This is a genomic window from Mycobacterium sp. NPDC049093 (assembly GCF_040704635.1).
Classification (GTDB): domain Bacteria; phylum Actinomycetota; class Actinomycetes; order Mycobacteriales; family Mycobacteriaceae; genus Mycobacterium.
This window is the reverse complement of sequence record NZ_JBEZJS010000006.1, coordinates 174,113-197,742: the sequence shown is the minus strand read 5'-3', so window position 1 is coordinate 197,742 and position 23,630 is coordinate 174,113. Positions and strand designations below refer to the sequence as shown.

The 23,630-nt window shown below is 67.7% G+C and carries 21 protein-coding genes; 16 read left to right on the top strand and 5 right to left on the bottom strand.

Features of this window, described 5'->3' with window-relative positions:
* Positions 1 to 2: 2 nt before the first annotated feature.
* The 11 genes from ftsW (at position 3) to AB0876_RS24100 (ending at position 10,912) form a co-directional block, all read left to right on the top strand.
* Entirely contained in the window at positions 3 to 1,670 is a 1,668-nt protein-coding gene (ftsW, locus tag AB0876_RS24150) for a putative lipid II flippase FtsW (RefSeq protein WP_526043118.1), read from the top strand.
* Positions 1,671 to 1,693: 23 nt separating this feature from the next.
* Positions 1,694 to 2,896 (top strand): undecaprenyldiphospho-muramoylpentapeptide beta-N-acetylglucosaminyltransferase, encoded by a 1,203-nt coding sequence (murG, locus tag AB0876_RS24145; protein ID WP_526043277.1) that lies wholly within the window; start codon positions 1,694 to 1,696, stop codon positions 2,894 to 2,896.
* Between the two features lie 38 nt (positions 2,897 to 2,934).
* Positions 2,935 to 4,353: a UDP-N-acetylmuramate--L-alanine ligase gene (gene murC, locus AB0876_RS24140; protein ID WP_526043276.1), complete on the top strand. Its 1,419-nt coding sequence runs from the start codon at positions 2,935 to 2,937 to the stop codon at positions 4,351 to 4,353.
* Positions 4,350 to 5,360 carry a cell division protein FtsQ/DivIB gene (locus AB0876_RS24135; protein WP_526043117.1) on the top strand — a complete coding sequence of 337 codons (1,011 nt, stop codon included), beginning with the start codon at positions 4,350 to 4,352 and terminating at the stop codon, positions 5,358 to 5,360. Before murC ends, AB0876_RS24135 begins: the two co-directional genes overlap by 4 nt.
* A 189-nt stretch (positions 5,361 to 5,549) precedes the next feature.
* A complete protein-coding gene (gene ftsZ / locus AB0876_RS24130) occupies positions 5,550 to 6,710 on the top strand; it encodes a cell division protein FtsZ (RefSeq protein WP_055115017.1) in 1,161 nt (386 codons plus the stop codon).
* A 34-nt stretch (positions 6,711 to 6,744) separates the two neighbouring features.
* Positions 6,745 to 7,458: a peptidoglycan editing factor PgeF gene (pgeF, locus tag AB0876_RS24125; RefSeq protein ID WP_491840609.1), complete on the top strand. Its 714-nt coding sequence runs from the start codon at positions 6,745 to 6,747 to the stop codon at positions 7,456 to 7,458.
* A gap of 41 nt (positions 7,459 to 7,499) precedes the next feature.
* The gene (locus AB0876_RS24120; RefSeq protein ID WP_526043116.1) at positions 7,500 to 8,333 is read left to right on the top strand and encodes a YggS family pyridoxal phosphate-dependent enzyme; all 834 of its coding nucleotides are present in this window, start codon (positions 7,500 to 7,502) and stop codon (positions 8,331 to 8,333) included.
* Positions 8,330 to 8,968, top strand: a complete 639-nt coding sequence (locus AB0876_RS24115) for a cell division protein SepF (protein ID WP_491840611.1) — start codon at positions 8,330 to 8,332, stop codon at positions 8,966 to 8,968. Before AB0876_RS24120 ends, AB0876_RS24115 begins: the two co-directional genes overlap by 4 nt.
* 178 nt (positions 8,969 to 9,146) lie before the next feature.
* Positions 9,147 to 9,437, top strand: coding sequence for a YggT family protein (locus AB0876_RS24110; protein WP_055115011.1), 291 nt, complete (start codon positions 9,147 to 9,149; stop codon positions 9,435 to 9,437).
* Positions 9,438 to 9,644: 207 nt separating this feature from the next.
* Positions 9,645 to 10,469, top strand: coding sequence for a DivIVA-like cell division protein Wag31 (gene wag31 / locus AB0876_RS24105; RefSeq protein ID WP_064932637.1), 825 nt, complete (start codon positions 9,645 to 9,647; stop codon positions 10,467 to 10,469).
* 71 nt (positions 10,470 to 10,540) lie between these two features.
* Positions 10,541 to 10,912 (top strand): hypothetical protein, encoded by a 372-nt coding sequence (locus tag AB0876_RS24100; protein WP_526043115.1) that lies wholly within the window; start codon positions 10,541 to 10,543, stop codon positions 10,910 to 10,912.
* Here the strand turns inward: AB0876_RS24100 and AB0876_RS24095 are convergent.
* The 5 genes from AB0876_RS24095 to AB0876_RS24075 form a co-directional block, all read right to left on the bottom strand.
* On the bottom strand, positions 10,909 to 11,589 hold the full coding sequence (locus AB0876_RS24095; protein WP_526043275.1) for a phosphoribosyltransferase: 681 nt from the start codon (positions 11,587 to 11,589) through the stop codon (positions 10,909 to 10,911). The genes AB0876_RS24100 and AB0876_RS24095 overlap by 4 nt on opposite strands.
* A gap of 47 nt (positions 11,590 to 11,636) precedes the next feature.
* On the bottom strand, positions 11,637 to 12,359 hold the full coding sequence (locus AB0876_RS24090; protein WP_526043114.1) for a type 1 glutamine amidotransferase: 723 nt from the start codon (positions 12,357 to 12,359) through the stop codon (positions 11,637 to 11,639).
* 49 nt (positions 12,360 to 12,408) lie between these two features.
* Positions 12,409 to 13,617: a cytochrome P450 gene (locus tag AB0876_RS24085; protein WP_526043113.1), complete on the bottom strand. Its 1,209-nt coding sequence runs from the start codon at positions 13,615 to 13,617 to the stop codon at positions 12,409 to 12,411.
* Positions 13,618 to 13,703: 86 nt separating this feature from the next.
* On the bottom strand, positions 13,704 to 14,354 hold the full coding sequence (locus AB0876_RS24080; RefSeq protein WP_526043112.1) for a response regulator: 651 nt from the start codon (positions 14,352 to 14,354) through the stop codon (positions 13,704 to 13,706).
* On the bottom strand, positions 14,347 to 15,924 hold the full coding sequence (locus AB0876_RS24075) for a sensor histidine kinase (RefSeq protein WP_526043111.1): 1,578 nt from the start codon (positions 15,922 to 15,924) through the stop codon (positions 14,347 to 14,349). The genes AB0876_RS24080 and AB0876_RS24075 overlap by 8 nt, the downstream gene beginning before the upstream one ends.
* 112 nt (positions 15,925 to 16,036) lie before the next feature.
* Here AB0876_RS24075 and AB0876_RS24070 point away from each other — a divergent pair, with 112 nt between their 5' ends.
* The 5 genes from AB0876_RS24070 to AB0876_RS24050 all read left to right on the top strand — a co-directional run bounded on the left by AB0876_RS24070 (position 16,037) and on the right by AB0876_RS24050 (position 23,614).
* On the top strand, positions 16,037 to 17,020 hold the full coding sequence (locus tag AB0876_RS24070; protein WP_491840617.1) for a Bug family tripartite tricarboxylate transporter substrate binding protein: 984 nt from the start codon (positions 16,037 to 16,039) through the stop codon (positions 17,018 to 17,020).
* A complete protein-coding gene (locus tag AB0876_RS24065) occupies positions 17,017 to 17,502 on the top strand; it encodes a tripartite tricarboxylate transporter TctB family protein (RefSeq protein WP_526043110.1) in 486 nt (161 codons plus the stop codon). Before AB0876_RS24070 ends, AB0876_RS24065 begins: the two co-directional genes overlap by 4 nt.
* A complete protein-coding gene (locus AB0876_RS24060) occupies positions 17,503 to 19,044 on the top strand; it encodes a tripartite tricarboxylate transporter permease (protein ID WP_491840619.1) in 1,542 nt (513 codons plus the stop codon).
* Positions 19,041 to 19,433 carry a universal stress protein gene (locus AB0876_RS24055; RefSeq protein WP_526043109.1) on the top strand — a complete coding sequence of 131 codons (393 nt, stop codon included), beginning with the start codon at positions 19,041 to 19,043 and terminating at the stop codon, positions 19,431 to 19,433. Before AB0876_RS24060 ends, AB0876_RS24055 begins: the two co-directional genes overlap by 4 nt.
* Positions 19,434 to 19,552: 119 nt before the next feature.
* Positions 19,553 to 23,614, top strand: coding sequence for a bifunctional nitrate reductase/sulfite reductase flavoprotein subunit alpha (locus tag AB0876_RS24050; RefSeq protein WP_526043108.1), 4,062 nt, complete (start codon positions 19,553 to 19,555; stop codon positions 23,612 to 23,614).
* Positions 23,615 to 23,630 lie beyond the last annotated feature (16 nt).

Sequence of the window (23,630 nt, the reverse complement as noted above, 5' to 3'; positions counted from 1 at the left end):
CGGTGGCCGGCATCCTGGCCCGGCTGCGCCGCCGTGACGGTGCCGCAGCCGGCGAAACCGCCGATTCAGCCGCCGGAACTTCCGAGGCTGCACCCAGCTCGAACGCCGCGGCTGGATCGTCGGCGGCTCCGCGAACCCGGTTCGGCGCCTGGCTGGGCCGTCCGATGACCTCGTTCCATCTGATCATCGCGGTCACCGCGCTGCTGACGACGCTCGGTCTGATCATGGTGCTCTCGGCGTCGGGCGTGTACTCCTATGACTTCGACGGGTCGCCCTGGGCGGTGTTCGGGCGCCAGGTCATGTGGACGGGCGTCGGGCTGATCGCGTTCTACATCGCCCTGCGGATGCCGGTCCGCACCCTGCGCCGGATAGCCTTCCCCGGCTTCGCCTTCACGATCCTGTTGCTGATCCTGGTGCTCATCCCCGGAATCGGCAAGGTGGCCAACGGCTCTCGCGGCTGGTTCGTGGTCGCCGGGTTCTCGATGCAGCCTTCGGAGCTGGCCAAGATCGCCTTCGCGATCTGGGGCGCGCACCTGCTGGCGGCCCGGCGCATGGAGCGGGCCTCGTTGCGCGAGATGCTGGTCCCGCTGGTGCCTGCCGCGGTGATCGCGCTGGCATTGATCGTCGCCCAGCCCGACCTCGGGCAGACCGTCTCGCTGAGCATCATCCTGCTCGGTCTGCTGTGGTACGCCGGTCTGCCGCTGCGGGTGTTCCTGTCCTCGCTGCTTGCCGCGGTCGTGGCGGCCGCGGTGCTGGCAGTCTCCGCGGGCTACCGGTCCGACCGGGTGCAGTCCTGGCTCGACCCGGCCGCCGACGGCCAGGGCATCGGCTATCAGTCCCGCCAGGCCCGGTTCGCCCTGGCCAACGGAGGTATCTTCGGTGACGGCCTGGGCCAGGGCACGGCGAAGTGGAACTACCTGCCCAATGCCCACAACGACTTCATATTCGCCATCATCGGCGAGGAGTTGGGCTTCGTCGGCGCGCTGGGCCTGCTGGCCCTGTTCGGTCTGTTCGCCTACACCGGGATGCGCATCGCCCGCCGTTCGGCCGATCCGTTCCTGCGCCTGCTGACGGCCACCACCACGCTGTGGGTGGTCGGTCAGATGTTCATCAACGTCGGCTACGTGGTGGGCCTGCTGCCGGTCACCGGGCTGCAGCTGCCGCTGATATCGGCCGGTGGATCATCGCAAGCCACAACACTTCTGATGATGGGCCTGGTCACCAATGCGGCCCGGCACGAGCCGGAGGCCGTCGCGGCGCTGCGGGCCGGCCGCGATGACCGGGTGACCCGGCTGTTGCGGCTGCCGTTGCCCGAGCCCTATATCCCCACCCGCCTGGAGGTCGCCCGCAACCGGCTGCACGATCGTCGGAAGTCGCCCTCACGCGGTGCGGGCAAGCCGGCAGGCAAGGCCGGCGCCAAGCCCGCAGGCAAGGCGGGTGCCAAGACCTCCGGCAAGCAGACGGGCAAGCAATCCAGGACCAGTCAGGCGAACGCCAGACAGGCGGCGCCGCGCCGCACGTCGCGGAGCGGGGACCGGCCGGTGCGCCGGTCCGGGCGCGCTGCTGGTCAGCAGCCGGCGGGGGGCGGTAAGTCCTCGGTCCGATATCCTGCAGGCCAGCGGAAACAGGGTCATCGGGCCCGGACTTTGGAAGGTCAGCGTTACGGGTGAGTGAGGGTAAGACGGGCCGGCGGATATCTGGTCCTCGGGGGCAGGAGCGAAGCGAGCGCGGGATATCTGATCCTCGGGGGCAGGAGCGAAGCGACCGGGGGATATCGGTCGTTCTGGCCGGTGGTGGCACGGCAGGTCACGTCGAACCGGCGATGGCGGTGGCGGATGCGCTGCGGGAACTCGATCCGCAGGTCCGGATCACGGCCCTCGGAACCGCCCGCGGTCTGGAAACCCGCCTGGTGCCGCAGCGCGGTTATGACCTCGAGCTGATCACGCCGGTGCCGCTGCCGCGCAAGCCGTCGGGAGACCTGGTGCGGTTGCCGCTGCGCGTGCGGACCGCGATCCGTCAGACCCGTTCGGTGCTGGCCGGCGTGGAGGCCGACGTGGTGATCGGGTTCGGCGGCTATGTCGCGCTGCCGGCCTACCTCGCGGCCCGCGGTGGCTTCGGTGTGCACGGGCGTCGGCGCGCCGTTCCGGTGGTGGTCCACGAGGCCAATGCCAGTGCCGGCCTGGCCAACCGGGTCGGCGCGGTCTCGGCCCGCCGGGTGCTCTCGGCGGTGCCCGAACCGGGGCTGCGCAAGGTCGAGGTGGTGGGCGTACCGGTGCGCGCGTCGATCACGTCACTGGACCGCGCGGCGCTGCGCGCCGAGGCCAGGGCGTTCTTCGGTTTCGCGCCGGATGCCAAGGTGCTGTTGGTGTTCGGTGGTTCGCAGGGCGCGCAGTCGCTCAACCGCGCGGTGTCCGCGGCGGCCGAAGCTCTTGGTGCTGCCGGTGTTTCGGTGCTGCATGCGCACGGGCCGAAGAACAGCCTCGACCTGCCGCCGGCCGCGGCGGGGGCGCCGCCGTACGTCGCGGTGCCGTATCTGGACCGGATGGACCTGGCCTATGCCGCAGCCGATCTGGCGATCTGCCGGTCGGGGGCGATGACGGTTGCCGAGGTGACCGCAGTGGGCCTGCCCGCGGTGTACGTCCCGTTGCCGATCGGCAACGGCGAGCAGCGGCTCAACGCACTGCCGGTGGTTTCGGCCGGTGGCGGCATCGTCGTCGACGATGCCCAACTCGACGGGGGATTCGTGGCGGATACGGTCGCCGGCCTGATGACCGACGACGCCCGGTTGGCCTCGATGACGGCCGCCGCCTCGTTGTCGGGCCACCCCGACGCCGCTCGGCGGGTGGCGCAGGTCGCCCTGGATGTCGCTCGCGACCGACGAAAGAGGCTGCAGTGAACGCTAATTCACTTCCGGCTGAACTGCAGCGAGTGCACATGGTCGGGATCGGGGGCGCCGGGATGTCGGGCGTGGCCCGGATTCTGCTGGACCGCGGTGGCCTGGTGTCCGGATCGGACGCCAAGGAGTCGCGCGGTATCGTGGCCCTGCGGGCCCGCGGCGCCGAGGTCAGAATCGGTCACGACGCGTCGTCGCTGGATCTGTTGCCCGGTGGGCCGACCGCGGTGGTGACCACCCACGCCGCGATCCCCAAGACCAATCCGGAACTGGTCGAGGCCCGGCGCCGCGGAATCCCGGTCATCCTGCGGCCGGTGGTGCTGGCCAAGCTGATGGCCGGCTACACCACGCTCATGGTGACGGGCACCCACGGCAAGACCACCACCACCTCGATGCTCATCGTGGCCTTGCAGCACAGCGGTTTCGACCCGTCGTTCGCGGTGGGCGGGGAACTGGGCGAGGCGGGCACCAACGCCCATCACGGCAGCGGGAAGTGCTTTGTCGCCGAGGCCGACGAGAGTGACGGCTCACTGCTGGAGTACACCCCGAACGTCGCGGTGGTCACCAACATCGAAGCCGACCACCTGGATTTCTTCGGTAGTGAGCAGGCCTACACCGCGGTGTTCTCCGCATTCGTCGACCGCATCGCGCCGGGTGGCGCGCTCGTGGTGTGTACCGATGACCCGGGGGCGGCTGCGCTCGCCGAACACACCGACTCACTGGGCATCCGGGTGCTGCGGTACGGCAGCACGCCCGCCGGCGATCTGGCCGGCACCCTGCTGAGCTGGGAACAGCAGGGGACCGGGGCGGTCGCCCACATCCAGCTCGCCGGTGAGCCGCATCCGCGCGCGATCCGGCTCGCGGTGCCCGGCCGGCACATGGCGCTCAACGCACTCGCTGCGCTGCTGGCTGCCATCGAGGTGGGTGCGCCGGCCGAGGCCGTGCTCGACGGACTGGCCGGATTCGAGGGGGTGCGACGGCGTTTCGAGCTGGTCGGGTCACTGAACGGCGTCCGGGTCTTCGACGACTATGCGCACCATCCCACCGAGGTCCGGGCCACTCTTGAGGCGGCCCGCACGGTCGTGGATCAGACCGGTGGCCGGGTCATCGTCGCGTTCCAACCGCACTTGTACTCGCGCACAGCGACTTTCGCTACGGAGTTCGGGTCCGCCCTCAGCGCGGCCGACGAGGTCTTCGTGCTCGACGTGTACGGCGCGCGGGAGCAGCCGCTGCCCGGTATCAGCGGCGCCACGGTCGCCGAACATGTCAGCGTGCCGGTCACCTATGTTCCCGACTTCTCGGCGGTCGCCGCGGCAGTCGCCGCCGCGGCCCAGGCGGGTGACGTGGTGCTCACCATGGGTGCCGGTGACGTGACCATGCTGGGCAAGGAGATCGTGACCGAGCTCGGGATCAAGGCGAATCGCACCGCGCCGGGCCGATCATCGACGGAATCGCCGTGACCGAGACGGGTCCCGGCGGTCCCGACGAGGTGACCGAGGAAACCGCTCCGGTGGAATCCGGCCCGGTTCACGAGGAATCCGGCCCCGGCGAGCCCGGCGACCCGCCCACGGGTGAGTCCGCCCAGCCCGCGGCGGGGTCGGATGTGCCACCCGCAGCAGAGCCCGATGTGCCGACCGCGGCAGAACCCGACTATGAGGGCCCCCGCCGCCGCGCCCGCCGCGAGCGCGAGGAGCGCCGGGCCGCGCGCGACCGGGCAGTGGCGATCGAGCATGCCCGCCGCGAGGCCAAACGCAAGGTGAACGGGCAGCCTTCGGACAGCCCGAACACGGTGGCCCGTAGCACTATTCGTGGTCTGAAGGTGCTGCTGTGGTCGGCGTTGGTCAGCGTGGTCGCGGTGGCGTTGGGCCTGGTTCTCTACTTCACGCCGGCAATGGCGGCGCGCAATGTGGTGGTCAACGGTGCCGCGGCAATCCCGCAGGAGCAGGTGCTGGCCGCCGCTGCGGTGGCGCCCGGTACGCCGTTGCTGCAGATCAACACGGATGCGGTCGCCGAACGGGTGGCCACGATCCGTCGGGTCGCCACCGCCCGGGTGCAGCGTGAGTATCCGTCGACCCTGCGGATCACGGTGGTCGAGCGGGTGCCGGTGGTGGTCAAGGACTATCCCGACGGCCCCCATCTGTTCGACCGCGACGGAGTCGATTTCGCCACGGAACCGCCACCGCCGACATTGCCGTATCTGGACACCGACCATCCCGGTCCGGCGGATCCGGCCACCAAGGCTGCGCTCGAGGTGATGTTGGCCCTGCCACCGGATGTGGTCGCACAGGTGGGCCGGATCGCCGCCCCGTCGGTGGCCTCGATCGCGCTGACGCTGGCCGACGGCCGGGTTGTGGTGTGGGGGACCAACGATCGGACCGACGAGAAGGCACTGAAGCTGGCCGCCCTGCTGACCCAGCCGGGCCATACCTACGACGTCTCCAGCCCAGATCTCCCGACTGTCAAGTAGTTCGAGCCAAAATTGCCGCGCGGCGCGTCGGCGCGCCTGCCGCGATCACCGGCGTTGGCCCCCTACCGTTCTGTTTGCGCGGAACTACTTGACATAACTCTAAGCCTATGGTTGAGGTTGAGAGTTTGCCCCAAGAAGGATTCGGCGTCAGAAGCACTGTGAACACCCAACCTGGGAGGAAGACGATCCATGACCCCCCCGCATAACTACCTAGCGGTAATCAAGGTGGTTGGTATCGGCGGCGGCGGTGTCAACGCCGTCAACCGGATGATCGAACAGGGCCTCAAGGGCGTCGAGTTCATCGCCATCAATACCGACGCACAGGCACTGCTGATGAGCGACGCCGACGTCAAGCTCGACGTCGGCCGCGACTCCACCCGTGGGCTCGGCGCAGGTGCGGACCCCGAAGTGGGCCGCAAGGCTGCCGAGGATGCCAAGGACGACATCGAGGAGCTGCTGCGCGGCGCCGACATGGTGTTCGTCACCGCCGGTGAGGGCGGCGGCACCGGAACCGGTGGCGCACCCGTCGTCGCGTCGATCGCGCGCAAGCTCGGTGCGCTCACCGTCGGCGTCGTCACCCGGCCGTTCTCGTTCGAGGGCAAGCGCCGAAGCAACCAGGCCGAGAACGGCATTCAGACGCTGCGCGAGAGCTGCGACACCCTGATCGTCATCCCCAACGACAGGCTGCTGCAGATGGGCGACGCCGCGGTGTCGTTGATGGACGCGTTCCGCAGCGCGGACGAGGTGCTGCTCAACGGCGTCCAGGGCATCACCGACCTGATCACCACGCCCGGTCTGATCAACGTCGACTTCGCCGACGTCAAGGGTGTGATGAGCGGCGCGGGCACGGCGTTGATGGGCATCGGCTCGGCGCGCGGCGACGGCCGGGCGCTCAAGGCCGCCGAGATCGCGATCAACTCGCCGCTGCTGGAAGCCTCGATGGAAGGCGCGCAGGGCGTGCTCCTGTCGGTGGCCGGCGGCAGTGATCTGGGCCTGTTCGAGATCAACGAGGCCGCCTCGCTCGTGCAGGACGCCGCCCATCCCGAAGCCAACATCATCTTCGGCACGGTGATCGACGACTCGCTCGGTGACGAGGTGCGGGTCACGGTCATCGCGGCCGGCTTCGATATGGCCGGGCCCAGTCGCAAGCCTGTGGTCAGCCCGAGCTCGGCGCCGACCCAGCCGATCGCCTCGGCGCGTTCCGGCAAGGTGACCACGTCACTGTTCGAACCGACGGATGCGGTCAGCGTCCCGGCACACACCAATGGCGCCACCGTGAGTGTCGGTGGCGACGGAGACGGCGGGATAGCCGACGACGATGTCGACGTCCCACCGTTCATGCGGCACTGAGCGGGGCCCGGCGGCGGGTCCGGATACTGGGATCGTGAGTGTTCGTATTCGGCGGGTGACGACCACCCGCGCCGGCGGGGTCTCGGCACCGCCCTTCGATTCGTTCAATCTCGGCGACCATGTCGGCGACAACCCGGCCGCGGTGGCCCAGAACCGGCGTCGCCTGGCGGCCGCCGTCGGGGCCGACGCGCTGGTCTGGATGAATCAGGTGCACAGTGATCATGTCGTCACGGTGGACGGGCCGCGCGACACCGCGGTCGATAATGCCGACGCATTGGTGACGACGACCCCGCGTTTGGCATTGGCTGTGGTGACCGCCGATTGTGTCCCGGTATTAATGGGCGATGCCCGCGCCGGCGTGATCGCCGCCGTCCATGCCGGACGGGTCGGCGCGCAGAACGGCATCGTGGTCCGGACCGTGGAGACGATGCTGGCCGCCGGAGCCCGGGTCGGGGACATCTCGGTGCTGCTCGGTCCTGCGGTCAGCGGCGCCAATTACGAGGTGCCCGAAGCGATGGCGGCCGAGGTCGAAGAGGTCTTGCCCGGTGCTCGGACGACAACCTCGCGCGGCACGCCCGGTTTGGACCTGCGGGCCGGAATCGCCCGGCAGTTAACGGGTTTGGGCGTCACCGCGATCGACGTGGACCCGCGGTGCACGGTCGCCGACCGGGCACTGTTCAGTCACCGCCGGGACGCGCCGACCGGACGGCTGGCGAGTGTGGTGTGGATGGAGCAGCAGCCCGGATGAAGCCTGGAACCGGCCCCGAATGAGCCTGGAGTGAGAGTGAGATGAGCACCGTGCAGCGCGGGCGTGACGCCGATCGGACGGCCCAGTTGACCGCCGCACTCGGTGCCGCGCGGGCGCGTCTGGCGCGGGCCGCAGAATCGGTCGGGCGAAATGTAAATGAAATTGAATTGCTTCCGATCACGAAATACTTTCCGGCCTCCGATGTCATTATTCTCAATCAATTAGGGTGCCTCGCATTTGGTGAATCCCGCGAACAAGAGGCCACCGATAAAGTCGATTCTGTTCGCGCGGAATTAACGGATGTTCCGATTCGCTGGCACATGGTGGGACGCATCCAGCGGAAGAAGGCGCGGGCCGTCGCGGGCTGGGCGCACACCGCGCACTCGGTCGACAGCATCCGTCTGCTGACCGCACTGGACCGGGCTGTGGGCGAGGCGCTGGCCGCGGGTGCGCGGACCGATCCGCTGCGCGTGTACATCCAGATCAGTCTCGACGGGGACACCGAACGCGGCGGTGTCGATGTCGATGCCGCCGATATCGTCGACGAAATCTGTGGGTCAGCGAACTCCGCCGAGGCGTTGGAGTTCGTTGGTCTGATGGGAATTCCGCCACTCGCGTGGGATCCCGACGACGCTTTTGCGCGGCTGGCCGCCGAGCGGGACCGGGTGCAGCGCGACTACCAGCACCGGCTCGAGCTGTCGGCGGGAATGTCCGGGGATCTCGAAAGCGCCGTCAAACACGGATCGACGTGTGTGCGTGTCGGAACCGCGCTGATGGGGCAACGCCCGCTAACGTCACCGGAAGTAGTCACACCAGTCACATCTTCATCACAGACACCACCACCCCCATCGTCAGCAGAAGGGTCGCCGAGATGAGCACACTGCACAAGGTCAAGGCCTACTTCGGCATGGCGCCGATGGAGGACTATGACGACGAGTACTACGAGGACGACGATCGCGGTGCGGCCCGTAGCTACGCCCGGCGTCCCCGTGACGAGCGGTTCGAAGAGGACAGCTACGGCTACGAGGCTCCCGAGTACGACGAGGGCCCGGCCTACCGGGGCGGGTACCCCGGCGGTTTCGCCGACGAGCCGCGGTTCGATGCCCGGATGCGCGCCCCCCGCGAATTCGACCGTGCCGCACCGCGTCTGGGTGCACTGTCCGGATCCACCCGGGGTGCGCTGGCGATGGATCCCCGCCGGATGGCGGAGCTGTTCGAAGCAGGCAGCCCGCTGGCGAAGATCACCACCCTGCGGCCCAAGGACTACAGCGAGGCACGCACCATCGGCGAGCGGTTCCGGGACGGCACCCCGGTGATCATGGACCTGGTGTCGATGGACAACGCCGACGCAAAGCGCCTGGTCGACTTCGCCGCCGGGCTGGCGTTCGCGCTGCGCGGATCGTTCGACAAGGTGGCGACGAAGGTGTTCCTGCTGTCGCCGGCCGACGTCGACGTCAGCGCCGAGCAGCGGCGCAGGATCGCCGAGGCCGGCTTCTACGCCTATCAGTAGAGCCGCGACGTGAGTCGCGGAGTTGTGGCGCCGCCGCGCATGTCTGAGGTCTCAGAAGGGCCCGGGTAGGCTGGCGGCGTCGCACTATCGGCTGACCACGTCATCTGTGTGAGATGTGTCCGGCCTACGGCGACCTGTATCCAATGTCACACATCCTGCTGTAGTGAGGTCGGCTCAGTTGTCGCTGTTCTTCGAAATTCTCGGTTTCGCGCTGTTCGTGTTCTGGCTGCTGCTCATCGCGCGCGTCGTCGTCGAGTTCATCCGGTCCTTCAGTCGCGACTGGCATCCCAAGGGGCTGACCGTCGTGATCCTGGAGCTCATCATGACCGTGACCGATCCGCCGGTGAAACTTCTGCGGCGGCTCATTCCCCAGCTCACGATAGGCGCCGTGCGCTTCGACCTGTCGATCATGGTGCTGCTTCTCGCGGCGTTCATCGGGATGCAATTGGCGTTCAATGCGTCGATGTAGAACGTCCGCGCGAGTGGGTGGGAGAGACCCGCTCTCGGCGTTTGCCGAATGGTCCACAAATGCGTAAGAAGATTGAAATTCGTTCTTAAAAATAGGCCTCCACTGCAACCGCCGGGTCTGGTGTGACAGGATGGACTCCAGTTGCGATCAAGCAAGGCTTTACACTTTGAGATCGGTTGACGGTCCAAGACTTCAAGGGGGCAGACAATGCCGCTCACACCAGCGGACGTCCATAACGTCGCGTTCAGCAAGCCGCCCATCGGCAAACGTGGCTACAACGAGGACGAGGTCGATGCCTTTCTCGATCTGGTTGAGAACGAGCTGACTCGGCTCATCGAGGAGAACGCCGATCTTCGGCAGCGCGTGTCCGAGCTCGATTCTGAGCTGGCATCGGCGCGGTCGGGAGCGGGCGGCGCTCAGTCCACCCAGTCCATCCCGCTCTACGAGCCGGAGCCCGAGCCCACTCCGCCGCCCCAGCCGGTCTACGAGGCCCCGGTGGCGCCGGTCGCCCCTCCCGCTCCGCAGAGCGAGGACACCGCCGTGCGTGCCGCCCGGGTGCTCAGCCTGGCGCAGGACACCGCCGACCGCCTGACCTCCACGGCCAAGGCCGAGTCGGAGAAGCTGCTCTCGGACGCGCGCGCCCAGGCCGACGCCATGGTCAGCGATGCGCGTAAGACTGCCGAGACCACCGTCTCGGAGGCCCGGACCCGTGCCGACGCGATGCTGGCCGATGCACAGACCCGCTCGGAGACCCAGCTGCGCCAGGCTCAGGAGAAGGCCGACGCGCTGCAGGCCGACGCCGAGCGCAAGCACTCCGAGATCATGGGCACGATCAATCAGCAGCGCACGGTCCTGGAGGGCCGCCTGGAGCAGCTGCGCACGTTCGAGCGTGAGTACCGGACCCGTCTGAAGACCTACCTGGAGTCTCAGCTGGAAGAGCTGGGCCAGCGCGGTTCGGCCGCTCCGGTGGACTCCAGCGCCAACAACGACTCGGCGGGTGGTTTCAGCCAGTTCAACCGCGGCAACAACTGACCGGTAAGCCCGACTTCCTCACACTGTCGTGAACCGGCCCGATCACGGGCCACCACACTTAGGGTTGAACGATGTTGATCATTGCGCTCGTGCTTGCCGTCATCGGCCTGGCCGCGCTGGTGACCGCGGTGGTCACCAGCAATGAATTGATCGCCTGGGTCTGTATCGGCGCCAGCGTGATCGGCGTGCTGCTGCTGATCGTCGACGCACTGCGGGAACGCTCGCGCGGAGCGAAGACCGGTGCCGCCGAAGACGCTGACACGGCGGCGGCCGACGAGGCCAACGCCACCGAGACGACCGAGACCTTCGACGCGGTCGACGCGCCCGTGGACTATCCCGACGAGCTGGTCGCCGAGCCGGAGTCGGATGTCGCCGTGGAGTCCGAGGCCGCTGATGCGGACGTCGAGGTCGACGATTCGGCCGAGAAGTACAACAAGAGCTAACGCGCGCCGGGCTGTGTGGTGGGTGCTGCCAGTAGGCGGCGTACCTCGTCGTCACTGACCTGGTGGAAGTCGGCGAACGCCTGGCCTACCGCTTCGAACCGGGGTGGGGTGCTGGTGCACACCACCACGTCGGCCTCCGCCATGAGCTGACCGCTCACCGTCGGTGGTCCGACCGGGACTGCCACCACGACCCGTCGCGCCGCGCGTATCGCACGGACCGCGGCCAGCATCGTGGCGCCGGTGGCGATACCGTCGTCCACCAGGATCACCGTCCGGCCGGTGAGGTCGGGAGGTGGTGCACCCCCGCGGTAGGCCTGCTCCCGACGCTCGATCTCGGCGGTCTCGTGCCGGATCGTCTCGGCGATGGTGTCGTCGTCGATGCCGAGGCGGTTCACCAGCTCATCGTTGAGGACCAGCCCTCCGCTCGAGGCCACCGCACCCATGGCGAGTTCCTGCCACTGCGGCACGCCCAGCTTGCGTACCACGAACACATCCAGCGGCGCATGCAGGTACGAGGCGACTTCCCAGGCGATCGGCACTCCGCCCCGGGCCAGGCCGAGAACGAGTACCTCGGGTCGGTCGCGGTAGGACACCAGCTGCTCGGCCAGGACCCGGCCCGCCTCGTGGCGGTCCTGGTAGGTGCGGTCCCTGCTCGCTCGAAGACTCCAGGTGTTCATCGGCACTGTGCCGACGCTGATGGAGAATTCCGCCGGCTCATGTCAGCCTACGTCGATGGTCGGTCCCGGACCACCCGGCTGAGGAAGCCCCGGACCAGGATGCGTAGCCGGGATGCCGCGTCGTCGATGAATTCCGTTGTTTGCAAGCGCAATTCGTCAGGACTACGGCCGATCTCGGCCACCGATCCGTCGCGGTCGTGGGCCAGCCAGACTTCCAACAGCCCGGAATCGAGCTCAGGGTGGAACTGCAAGGCCAGCGCTGTGCCCAGCACGAAGGCCTGTGAGGCGGCGGGCGTGCGGGCGATCTCGGTGGCGTCCGGCGGCAGTGTCCAGCGGTCGAAATGCCACTGGAACCATCGGCCGCCGGGAACCAACTGCTCGTCGTCGGTGGTCACGTCGTACCAGCCGACCTCGGGTGCCGGCGACCTGCTGACCGATCCGCCGAGGGCCTGGGCGACGAGCTGTCCGCCGAAGCACACCCCGAGCACCCCGACCCCGGCCTCGACAGCCGCGCGCACCATGGCCATCTCGGCTCCGACCCAGCTGTCGAGCAGGGTCTCGTCGTAGACCGCCCAGCGGGCGCCCAGCGGAACGATCACGTCGTAGTCGGTCGGATCGGGGAAGATCACCTCGCCTGCGGGGGTGTCCTCCCGCTCGGGCGCAACCACCTGGAACGTGTCGATGTCGAACCCGCATTCGGCGAAGACATCGGCCAGCATGGCCTCGGTGGCCGTGTGGTCGTTTCGCAGGAACAGAACCTTCGGTGTCACGCCGCCATTATGCGATGCCCGGCGACGTTCAGGTCTAATTATTAGACCTTCAGGCTGCCTCGAAGTTCAGCGGCAGTGACGCGGGACCGGTGATTCCTGTCATCGGTTTCCAGGGCGCCCGTCCCTCGCACCGGGGGTTGCGCAGCTTCCGGGTGAGTACACGCAGTGCCTCGGTGAGCTCGACCCTGGCCAGATGGACACCCAGGCAGTAGTGCAAACCGCCCCCGAACGTCATCATCGCCGGGGGTCCGATGCGGTTGACGTCGAATCGCTCGGGCTCGCCGTACACCTGGGGATCCCGGTTCGCCGCAGCGAAGTTCACCACCACCTGGGTTCCGGCGGGGAAAGTGAGGCCGCCCAGTTCGGCATCCTGCAAGGCGATCCGCACACTGCTCAGTGCGATCGGCGTGTGGCGCAGCAGTTCATCGACGAAAAGTGGTGCCATATCAGGGGTCTCGGCCAGCATCAGCCACTGGTCGGGGTAGTCGCACAGCACCTGGACGGCCGCCGCGAGTTGATTGCGGGTGGTATCGGTGCCCGCCAGTATGACGCCGCCGGCCAGCATCAGCAGCTCGGAATGTGTGAGGCGGTCACCGTCGACCTCCGCCCGGACCAGATCCGAGAGCAGATCATCGGTCAGGCTGGAGTTCCGACGCTCCACCATGGCATCGACGTAATCGTCGAGCTGCAGCCAGGCCGCCTCGACCGTGTCGGCGTGCTCGCCGAGGTTCCAGCTGAACATCTTGAAGATGTCATCGGCCCACTGGGAGAACAGGTGCCAGTCCTGGCGCGGGGCGCCGAGCAGCGCGCAGATCACCGGGATCGGATACTGCACGGCGATGTCGGCAACCATGTCGCAGTGCCCCTCGGGCAGGTAGGGGTCCGTGAGTTCGGTGACGATGTCGACGCAGGTTTCGCGAAGCCGGTCGGCGCTGCGGGGTGCGAACGCCTTGGCGACGAGTCGACGCAACCGGGTGTGCGATTCGGTATCGACACCCAGCAGGCTGCTGTTCGCGCGGTCCCACAGCGGGCCGGACGTGATGCCCTGCGCGGCCAGGAACACGCCTTTCGGGATCCCGAAGCGCGCATCGCGCAGGGTCGTGCGGACCAGGTCGTAGCTCAACAGCTCCGGACCGTGGGGTCCCATCGCGATCGGGGAGTGGGCGCGGGCCTGCGCGATCAGCCGGTGCGCCGCCTCGGGATCGGTCTCGTGCTCGTAGTCGAGCGGGGGGAGGTCGGCATCGGTTACCAGCGTCATGACGGCCTCCGCGTGATCGGGCCAAGAAACCTGCTGATAGTGATGCTGGTCTTTGCGACGCCGCGAGTCGTGAGTAGCGGGCTACCTCACTTGGCCCGATAACGCCGTTCGGGCCTACCCGTTCCGTATTGCAACCGCAGTTCCAAAGCCCCGGTGCTGAGATAGTGCTCCAGATAGCGCCGGGCGCTGACGCGCGAAATTCCCACCAGTTCAGCGCATTCCATGGCTGAGACCTCACCGGCGGTGCGTACCGCGGCCATGACGAGGCGACCGGTTTCGGCGCCGAGTCCTTTGGGCAGGACCACCGCCGAGCCGCCGAACAGCGCGTCGATGGTCGACTGATCGGCGCCTCCGGCCCCCGCGAGTGCCTCGGCGCGGGTGGCGAACGCCGCCAACTTCGTCTGCAACTGATCGAAGTCGAACGGCTTGACCAGGTAATCGGCGGCGCCGCCGTCCAACGCGCCTCGGACCGTGTCGAGTTCGCGGGCCGCGGTGACCATGATGACGCCCACCTGGTTGCCCTCGGCGCGCAACCGCCGGAGCACCTCAAGCCCGGTCATGTCGGGCAGGTAGACGTCGAGCAGGATCAGGTCGGGACGCAGCTCGGCTGCCGCCGCCAGCGCGTCGGCCCCGGTGCGGACCACGCCGACCGGGCGGAATCCGTCGACGCGTTCGACGAAGCGGCGGTGGATCTCGGCCACCATGAAATCGTCGTCGACCACCAGTACGTCACGCATGCAGTCTCACCACGAACAGGGCGCCGCCACCCGGCGCGTCGGTAACCTCGACGGCACCCCCGTGCTGGGCCGTGACCAACCGGACCAGGGCCAGGCCGATGCCTCTCCCGCCGGGCACCTCGGCCTTGGAGGTGACACCGCGGGAGAAGATGGACTCCCGACGGTGTTCGGGCACGCCGGGTCCGGAGTCCGAGACCGCCAGTACCAGGCCGGCCGCATCGTCGATGCGCACGTCCACCCGTGCGGCCGCCGAGCCCACCGACACGTCGACGGCGTTGTCGATCAGATTGCCGAGCAATGTGATCACGTCGGTGGCCAGAGCCGGGTCGAGTGCGTCGAGGTGGCTGTCGTCGGTCAGGCCGAGGGTGACCCCGCTCTCGGCGGCCAGTGACGTCTTGGCGATCAGGAGCGCGGCCACCGCCGGATCTGAAACATGTTGGGTGACAGCCTCGTTGATCTCGGCTCTGCGCCGGGTCAGGGTACCGACCAGAGCGCGGACCGCGTCGAACTCGCCCAACTGGGTCAAACCGGAGATGGTGTGCAGCTGATTCGAGAACTCGTGGGTCTGGGCCCGCAGCGTGTCGGTCACGCTGCGGTGTGAGGACAGCTGAGCCTGCAGTGCGGCGAGCTCGGTGCTGTCACGCATGGTGGTCACCGTACCGATCCTCCTGCCCTGACTGCGGGCGGCGCGTCGGTTGAATGCCAGCACCCGGGTCTGCGTGGTGATCACCACGTCGGATTCCTCGGCGTGAGTTCCCTCGCCGGACAACAGGAATGCCACGACCGCCGGTTCCAGGCCTACCGCATCGACGCGGCGGCCCACCGCGTCGGCTCCGATTCCCAGCAGTTCGGACGCGCTGTCGTTGATCAGGGTGATGACCCCGTCGTTGCTCACTGCCACCACACCCTCACGGATGCTGTGCAGCAGGGCTTCTCGGTGATCGGCCAAGGTGGCGATCTCCGCGATGTCCAGGCCACGGGTGTGACGGTTGATTCGCCGCGACAACAACCACGAGGCCAGCATCCCGAGCGCCGCACCCAGCCCGAGGTAGATCAGCAGGCGTTCACCGGCCCCGCCCAACAACTCCCACAGCGACGGATAGCGCTCGCTGACCGACACGATCGCCAGCACCGCGCCGTCGGCGGCCAGAATGGGGACCTGTCCGACCAGGCGGTGCGAGCCGTCGGAATCGCTGTCGCCGGACCAGGCTCGGCCCTCGTCGGCCCGGCTACTGCTCAGGTCGAGTCGTCGGCCGATGCGGTCCGGATCCGACGACACCCGCACAGTCCCGGCGGGATCGGTGATCTCGGCCCGCTCGGCGCCGGACAGGGCCACCGCACGTTCGACCTCGGGCGCCAGCACCGAAGCAGCGAACGGGTCGGCGTAACGATCCCGGACGACGGGTGTCGACGCCACATTCTCGGCGACCGCGATCATCCGCTGCCCGCGGACATCACGGAACTCCCGCGTGGACTGCGCCACCGACACCGCGGCCACCGCGACCAGCACCACCGCGACCACCAGAAGCTGGAACACCAGAAAGCGTGCGGCCAGGCTGCCATTGGGCAAGAACCGGGTCCGTGACCGTGGTGTCCGCGGGGCTGGTGAACTCAACGAACAAAACTTCCTTTGCGTCCGAATGGGTGACCTGCGTCACGTCATGGGTCCAGTATTGCTGACCATGAGGTTTCGACGACTAGGTGCCGGGCTGATGGTGGCCGTGGTCGCGCTGATGCTGGTCACAGCCTGCGGGGTTACCCGCGGCGACGAATCCAGGGGTCTGCATCGGCTGCGCATGATGGTGCCGAACAGCCCAGGTGGCGGTTACGACCTGACTGCCCGTACCGCGGTGAAGGTCATGGAGGACACCGACATCACGGGCCGTATCGAGGTGTTCAACGTCATCGGCGCCGGCGGCACCGTGGCGATGGCCCGGCTGATGAACGAGAAGGGCAACGACGACCTCATGATGATGATGGGGCTCGGCGTGGTGGGTGCCGTCTACACCAACGGCTCCTCTGCGCGCGCCTCGGACGCCACCGCGCTGGCCAAGATGGTCGAGGAGCAGGAAGGCATTCTCGTGCCGGGGGATTCGCCGTTCCGCACCATCGGTGATCTCGTGGCGGCGTGGAGGGCCGACCCCGCCAAGGTCACGATCGGCGGCGGATCCTCACCGGGTGGGCCCGACCACCTGTTCCCCATGGAGACCGCACGGGCGGTCGGAGTCGACCCGCGCAAGGTCAACTACATCACCTACGACGGCGGCGGTGATCTGCTGACGGCCCTGCTGGGCAAGAAGATCGCGGCGGGTACCACCGGCCTCGGCGAGTTCGTCGACCAGATCGAGGCGGGGCAGGTCCGGGTGCTGGCGGTCTCGGGTGCCAAGCGGGTCGAGGGGATCGACGCGCCGACCCTGAGCGAGGCCGGCATCGACCTGACGTTCACCAACTGGCGCGGAATACTGGCGCCGCCAGGCATTTCAGGTGAGGCCAAGGATGCGATGGTGCGGGCGCTGACCGACCTGCACGGCACCGAGCAGTGGCGCGACGCGCTGGTCAAGAACGGCTGGAGTGACGCGTTCAGCACGGGAGCCGACTTCGAACAGTTCCTGCGTGATCAGGACAACCGCGTCTCGACGACGCTGAGCGAATTGGGGTTGTTGTGAAGGTCGACAAGGCCCAGTATCTGGTCTGCGTGGTCCTGGTGGCCGTCGGCGCATTCCTGATCTACGACGCGCTCACGCTGACCGGTGGATTCGCCAAGGTCGATCCCGTTGGGCCGCGCGCCTTTCCGCTGGGGATCGGGATCATCCTGATCGCGCTCGCACTGGTCCTGGCGGTCGCGATCCCGCGCGGATCGGTGGGCGAGGCCGATGCCGGCGAGGATGTCGACCCGAACATGCCGGGGGACTGGCGCACGGTGGGGCTGCTGGTCGGACTGTTCGTGTTGGTGATCGTCCTGGTCAAACCGCTGGGCTGGGCCATCACGGGAGCACTGCTGTTCGCCGGGGCGGCAACGATTCTCGGTAATCGCCATTACCTCCGCAATCTTGCGATCGGCACGGTGCTCTCGGTGGGGAGCTTCTACGCGTTCTACTCCGGGCTCGGAATCCCGCTGCCCGCAGGCATTCTGGACGGGATTCTGTAGATGAACAACTTCGAATGGTTGCTTCAGGGTTTCGCCGAGGCAGCGACCCCGATGAACCTGCTGTACGCCGTGATCGGGGTGCTGCTGGGCACCGCCGTCGGCGTGCTCCCGGGCATCGGCCCGGCCATGACAGTGGCCCTGCTGCTGCCGGTGACCTACAACGTCAGCCCGAGCGCGGCTTTCATCATGTTCGCCGGGATCTTCTACGGCGGGATGTACGGCGGATCGACCACCTCGATTCTGCTGAACACCCCCGGTGAATCCTCGTCGGTGATCACCGCGATCGAGGGCAACAAGATGGCCAAGGCCGGCCGGGCCGCCCAGGCCCTGGCCACCGCCGCCATCGGCTCGTTCGTCGCCGGCGCCATCGGCACCGCGCTGCTGGCGGCGTTCGCGCCGCCCATCTCGCGGTTCGCGGTGACCCTCGGCGCCCCCTCGTACCTGGCGATCATGCTGTTCGCACTGGTCGCGGTCACCGCGGTGCTGGGTTCGTCCAAGCTGCGCGGCGCGATCTCGCTGTTCCTCGGCCTGGCGATCGGCGTCGTCGGCATCGACTTCCTGACCGGCCAGCCTCGTGCCACCTTCGGCCTGCCGCAGCTGTCCGACGGCATCGACATCGTGGTGATCGCGGTGGCGATCTTCGCTCTCGGCGAGGCACTCTGGGTGGCCGCGCACCTGCGCCGCCGGCCGGCGGACGTGATCCCGGTGGGGCGGCCGTGGATGAGCCGCCAGGACTTCGCCCGCTCGTGGAAACCGTGGCTGCGCGGCACCGCCTACGGATTCCCGTTCGGCGCGCTGCCCGCCGGTGGCGCCGAGCTGCCGACGTTCCTGTCCTACATCACCGAGAAACGACTCTCGAAACATCCCGAGGAGTTCGGCAAGGGTGCCATCGAGGGCGTCGCCGGTCCGGAGGCGGCCAACAACGCCTCGGCCGCGGGCACCCTGGTGCCGATGCTGTCGTTGGGCCTGCCCACCAATGCCACCGCCGCGGTGATGCTGACCGCATTCGTGTCCTACGGAATTCAGCCCGGGCCAACGCTTTTCGAGAAGGAACCGCTGCTGATCTGGACATTGATCGCCAGCCTGTTCATCGGCAACTTCCTGCTGCTCGTGCTCAACCTGCCGCTGGCGCCGCTGTGGGCCAAGCTGCTGCGCACCCCACGGCCCTACCTGTACGCCGGCATCCTGTTCTTCGCCACGCTGGGCGCGCTCGCGGTCAACGTGCAACCGCTGGACCTGGCGCTGCTGCTGGTGTTCGGGCTGTTGGGTTTGATGATGCGCAGGTTCGGGTTGCCGGTGCTGCCGTTGATCATCGGGGTGATCCTGGGCCCGCGCATCGAACGGCAACTGCGCCAGAGCCTGCAACTCGGCGGCGGTGACTGGACCAGCCTGTTCACCGAGCCGGTCGCGATCGTCACCTATGTGCTCATGGCGGTCCTGCTGTTGATGCCGTTGGTGCTCAAGCTGATGCACCGCAGTGAGGAGACGTTGTTGATCGTCGAGGATGACGCGGATCAGCAGCAGAAGGCGGCCCGGCAATGATTGTCATCGGCTACACCGCGGACGCCTTCGGCATCGCCGCCCTCGAGCACGGCATCGCCGAAGCCCGGTTGCGCGGCACCGGCGTGCTGGTGATCAACGCGACCTCGGGCGAGGCCTATGTGGATTCCCGGTTCGCCCGTTCGGGTCAGGTCCACGACGTCGAGGAACGGCTGCGGGAGAGCGGCGTGCCGTTCGAGTTGCGCCAGCCGGTGGGCGTGGACGCGGTCACCGAACTGCCCGATGCGATGGACGCCGACGACGCCGAGTTGCTGGTGATCGGCATCCGGCACCGCAGTCCGGTGGGCAAGCTGTTGCTGGGCAGCGTGTCGCAACAACTGCTGCTGGAATGCCCCAAACCGGTTCTCGCGGTCAAACCGGAGCGCCACTAACACACCCTGAACTGGGATTATTTCCCTCACAGGCGGCATCTTCACGCGGTGAGGATCAGTTTTCGTGGGGATAACGTCGCCGGAAAGATCCGACAACACCCTCACCGCACGATGGGGGCATGGCGGACGACGCGGGACCGGGTTCCATCCCGGGCAAGACGCAGCGGACTGCGTGTTCGTACTGTGGCGTCGGCTGCGGTATCGAGGTCACCACCAGGGTCGATGACGGCCGAACGGTGATCGCCCGGGTCAGTGGCGACAAGCTGCACCCGACGAATTTCGGGCGGCTGTGCACCAAGGGGGCGATGCACGCCGAGCTGATTGCCGCCGACGACGATCGGCTCACGTCCGCTTTGCTGCGGCCCACCCGCGCGGATGAACTGCTGCCGACACCGGTGGACGACGCGGTAGCCGAGGCCGGACGCCGGCTGCGGGCCGTCGTCGATGAGCACGGTCCCGACGCCGTCGCCCTCTATGTGTCGGGCCAGATGACGCTGGAAGCCCAGTACCTCGCCACCAAGCTCGCCAAGGGCTTCCTGCGCACCGTGCACATCGAATCGAATTCCAGGTTGTGCATGGCCAGCGCGGGCACCGGATTCAAACAATCGCTCGGCTCCGACGGGCCGCCTGGTTCCTACACCGACTTCGATCGGACCGACCTGTTCTTCGTCACCGGCGCGAATGTGGCCGACTGTCATCCGATTCTGTTCCTGCGCATGGCCGATCGGCTCAAGGCCGGCGCCAAGCTGATCGTGGTGGACCCCCGCCGGAACGCGACCGCCGAACGTGCCGACCTGTTCCTGCAGATCAACCCGGGAACCGATCTGGCCCTGCTCAACGGCCTGCTGCACCTGCTGGTGGAGCGCGGCGACATCGACCAGGAGTTCATCGCCGAACACACCCAAGGATGGGAGGCGATGCCGGAATTCCTGGCCGACTACCCACCGGAGCGGGTCGCCGCGATCACCGGGATCCCCGAAGCCGACATCCGCACCGCCGCGGCGATGATCGCCGAGGCCAGGGAGTGGATGAGTTGCTGGACCATGGGCCTCAACCAGAGCACGCACGGAACCTGGAACACCAACGCCATCTGCAACCTGCACCTGGCCACCGGCGCGATCTGCCGCCCCGGCAGCGGCCCGATGTCACTGACCGGTCAGCCCAACGCCATGGGCGGCCGGGAAATGGGTTACATGGGACCGGGTCTGCCCGGGCAGCGCTCGGTGCTCGCCGCCGATGACAGGACGTTCGTCGAGACGCAGTGGGGCGTCGAACCCGGCACCATCCGTTCCGAGGTGGGCCCGGGCACCATCGGAATGTTCGAGCAGATGGAGCAGGGCTTGATCAAGGCCTGCTGGATCATCTGCACGAATCCCGTTGCCAGCGTGGCCAACCGGAAGACGGTGATCAACGGTTTGGAGGCCGCGGAGCTGGTCGTGGTTCAGGATGCCTACCGGTCCACGGCCACCAATCACTACGCCGACATCCTGCTGCCCGCGGCGTTGTGGGCGGAATCCGAAGGCGTGATGGTCAACTCGGAACGCAACCTCACCCTGCTGTCCCCGTCGGTCGCCCCGCTGGGGCAGGCCCGGCCGGACTGGCAGCTGATCTGCCAGGTGGCTGCGCACCTTGGTTTTGCCGAAGACTTCGATTACCAGTCGGCAGAACAGATCTTCGCCGAGATCCGCGGTTTCGCGAACCCGAAGACCGGATACGACCTGCGGGGCGCCGGCTACGAGAGGCTGCGCCAGACCCCGCTGCAGTGGCCGGTTCCTCCGGTCGACGGGCCCGGTGGGGCGGAGGACCGGCACCCGATCCGCTACCTCAACGACGGCGTGAGCCAGGAACTGTTCGTCGACGCCGACGGTCACCGGCCTCGGCTGGCCTTTGCGACACCGTCGCGGCGGGCCGTCTTTCACGCCCGGCCGCACATGGATGCCGCGGAACTACCCGATGACGACTATCCGATGGTGCTCAACACCGGCCGGCTGCAACATCAATGGCACACCATGACCAAGACCGGCAAGGTGGACAAGCTGAACAAGCTCAATCCCGCGCCGTTCGTCGAAATCCACCCACTGGACGCCTTGGAACTCGACATCGTGGAGGGGCAACCGGTCGAATTGACGTCCCGGCGTGGCCGGGCGGTACTCCCCGCGGTGCTGTCGGACCGGGTGCGGCCGGGCAACTGCTTCGCACCGTTTCACTGGAACGACGAACACGGCGAGTACCTGACGGTGAACGCCGTCACCAACGACGCCGTCGACCCCGATTCGCTACAGCCGGAGTTCAAGGTGTGCGCGGTCAGCCTGCGCCCGGTCCGGTCGATCGACGGCACCCCGGCAGTGCATCCGCTCGCCGCGGAGATGGGCTTGAGCGCAGCGCACAAACCGGCCCTCAGTCAGGACGAAAAGATCTACCTGGCAGGGTTTTTCACCGGGCTGCCGGACGCCCCGGTCGGCGTCCCGGTGCTTCCGGCCGCGGCGCCGCTGAGCGTCAGGGTGCGGCTGTGGGTGGACGGCGTGCTGGCCGGGCGCTACTCACGAGCCGGAGACGGTGCGCCGATCGAGCGGTCGGCACCCGGTGGGCCGCTGGTGTTGTGGGCCTCGCAGACCGGCACCGCCGAGGAATTCGCAGCCGGGCTGGCGGGCCGTATCGACGGGGCGTCGTTGGTCAACATGGACGACCTCGCACTGGCCGACCTGGCCGCCGCTCGCGACATCCTGGTGGTCACCAGTACATTCGGTGACGGTGGCCCACCGGACAACGGTGCCGACTTCTGGAGCCGGCTACAGGCCCCGGATGCGCCGCAGTTGCACGGGGTTCGCTATGCAGTGCTCGGCATCGGCGACAAGGCCTACGACAACTTCTGCGGACACGCCAAATCGCTCGACCGGCGGCTCGCCGATCTGGGTGCCACCAAGCTGCTCGAGCGCGCCGATTGCGAGTCCTACGATGACGAGCCGATGCGGCGCTGGGCCGATTCGGTCACCACGGCGCTCACCGGTGCGACGCCCGCCCCGGCGGTCGTCGGCGGCGGCATCCGCACCGTCATCCCCACCGAGCCGGACGAATTCACCAGGGCCAAACCGATTCTGGCTGCCCTGGCGCGCAACCAGCTGTTGACGACGCCGAGCGCGGCCAAAGAGGTGCGCCAGTTCGGCTTCGACATCTCCGAGTACGACGTGAGTTATTCGGTCGGTGACTCCCTGGGTGTCTACGCCAGTAACGATCCGGCCGTGGTCGACTCCTGGCTGGCGGCCACCGCGCTGAACCCCCACTCGGAGATCGAGGTCGACGGTGTCGAGCAGTCACTGCGGGATGCCCTCATCTCGTCGTACGACATCTGCCGCGTGACGCCGGACCTGTTGCGCTTCGTCGCCGATACCTGCCCAGATCGCAGCGCGGCCAAGGTTCTGCGCAATTCCGGTGAGCGGCGCAGTAACTGGCTGCGCAACCGCAACGGTCTCGACATCGTGACCGAGTTCGCGGTGCACGCCGAACCCGAACAGTGGCAAGAGGTTCTGGTCCGGCTGACCCCGCGAAACTACTCGATCTCGTCGAGCCCGTTGGTGAGTCCGCACGAGGTGCAGTTGACCGTGTCGATGGTGCGTTACCGCGGGCCGGGCGGCGCTGCCCGCGGTGGGGTGTGTTCCACCTTTCTCGCCGACCGGGCGGCTGCGGCGCCGGTGTTCCTGCAGCGCTCACCGCATTTCCGGCCACCCGAGGACGCGGACACGCCGATGATCATGGTCGGCCCGGGTACCGGAGTGGCGCCGTTCCGGGGCTTTCTGCAGGAGCGCCGGGCCCTGGGGCACGGTGGTCGCAACTGGTTGTTCTTCGGCGATCAGCACCGCAGGGAGAACTTCTACTATCGGGATGACCTGGAGGACATGGTCAGTGATGGCTTCTTGAGCCGGCTGGACCTGGCGTTCTCCCGCGATCAGGCCGACCGGGTCTACGTCCAGCACAAGATGCTGGACCGCGGGGCCGAGGTGTGGCGGTGGCTGGACGACGGCGCCCACTTCTACGTCTGCGGTGACGCCGCCCGGATGGCCAGGGACGTCGACGCCACGCTGACGACGATCCTGCGCACCCACGGCGGGATGTCCGAAGATGCCGCGCGCGACTACAAGCGGGAACTGGTTGCCCAGAAGCGGTATGTGCGCGACGTCTACTGAGATCGACTACTGCGCT

Bases quoted from the DNA above. Each gene is read 5' to 3' on its own strand.
- AB0876_RS24095 (WP_526043275.1), bottom strand. From the start codon at position 11,589: ATGAACACCTGGAGTCTTCGAGCGAGCAGGGACCGCACCTACCAGGAC.
- AB0876_RS24115 (WP_491840611.1), top strand. From the start codon at position 8,330: ATGAGCACACTGCACAAGGTCAAGGCCTACTTCGGCATGGCGCCGATG.
- ftsZ (WP_055115017.1), top strand. From the start codon at position 5,550: ATGACCCCCCCGCATAACTACCTAGCGGTAATCAAGGTGGTTGGTATC.
- AB0876_RS24085 (WP_526043113.1), bottom strand. From the start codon at position 13,617: ATGACGCTGGTAACCGATGCCGACCTCCCCCCGCTCGACTACGAGCAC.
- AB0876_RS24120 (WP_526043116.1), top strand. From the start codon at position 7,500: ATGAGCACCGTGCAGCGCGGGCGTGACGCCGATCGGACGGCCCAGTTG.
- AB0876_RS24060 (WP_491840619.1), top strand. From the start codon at position 17,503: ATGAACAACTTCGAATGGTTGCTTCAGGGTTTCGCCGAGGCAGCGACC.
- AB0876_RS24080 (WP_526043112.1), bottom strand. From the start codon at position 14,354: ATGCGTGACGTACTGGTGGTCGACGACGATTTCATGGTGGCCGAGATC.
- wag31 (WP_064932637.1), top strand. From the start codon at position 9,645: ATGCCGCTCACACCAGCGGACGTCCATAACGTCGCGTTCAGCAAGCCG.
- murC (WP_526043276.1), top strand. From the start codon at position 2,935: ATGGTCGGGATCGGGGGCGCCGGGATGTCGGGCGTGGCCCGGATTCTG.
- AB0876_RS24055 (WP_526043109.1), top strand. From the start codon at position 19,041: ATGATTGTCATCGGCTACACCGCGGACGCCTTCGGCATCGCCGCCCTC.
- AB0876_RS24100 (WP_526043115.1), top strand. From the start codon at position 10,541: ATGTTGATCATTGCGCTCGTGCTTGCCGTCATCGGCCTGGCCGCGCTG.
- AB0876_RS24070 (WP_491840617.1), top strand. From the start codon at position 16,037: ATGAGGTTTCGACGACTAGGTGCCGGGCTGATGGTGGCCGTGGTCGCG.
- AB0876_RS24050 (WP_526043108.1), top strand. From the start codon at position 19,553: ATGGCGGACGACGCGGGACCGGGTTCCATCCCGGGCAAGACGCAGCGG.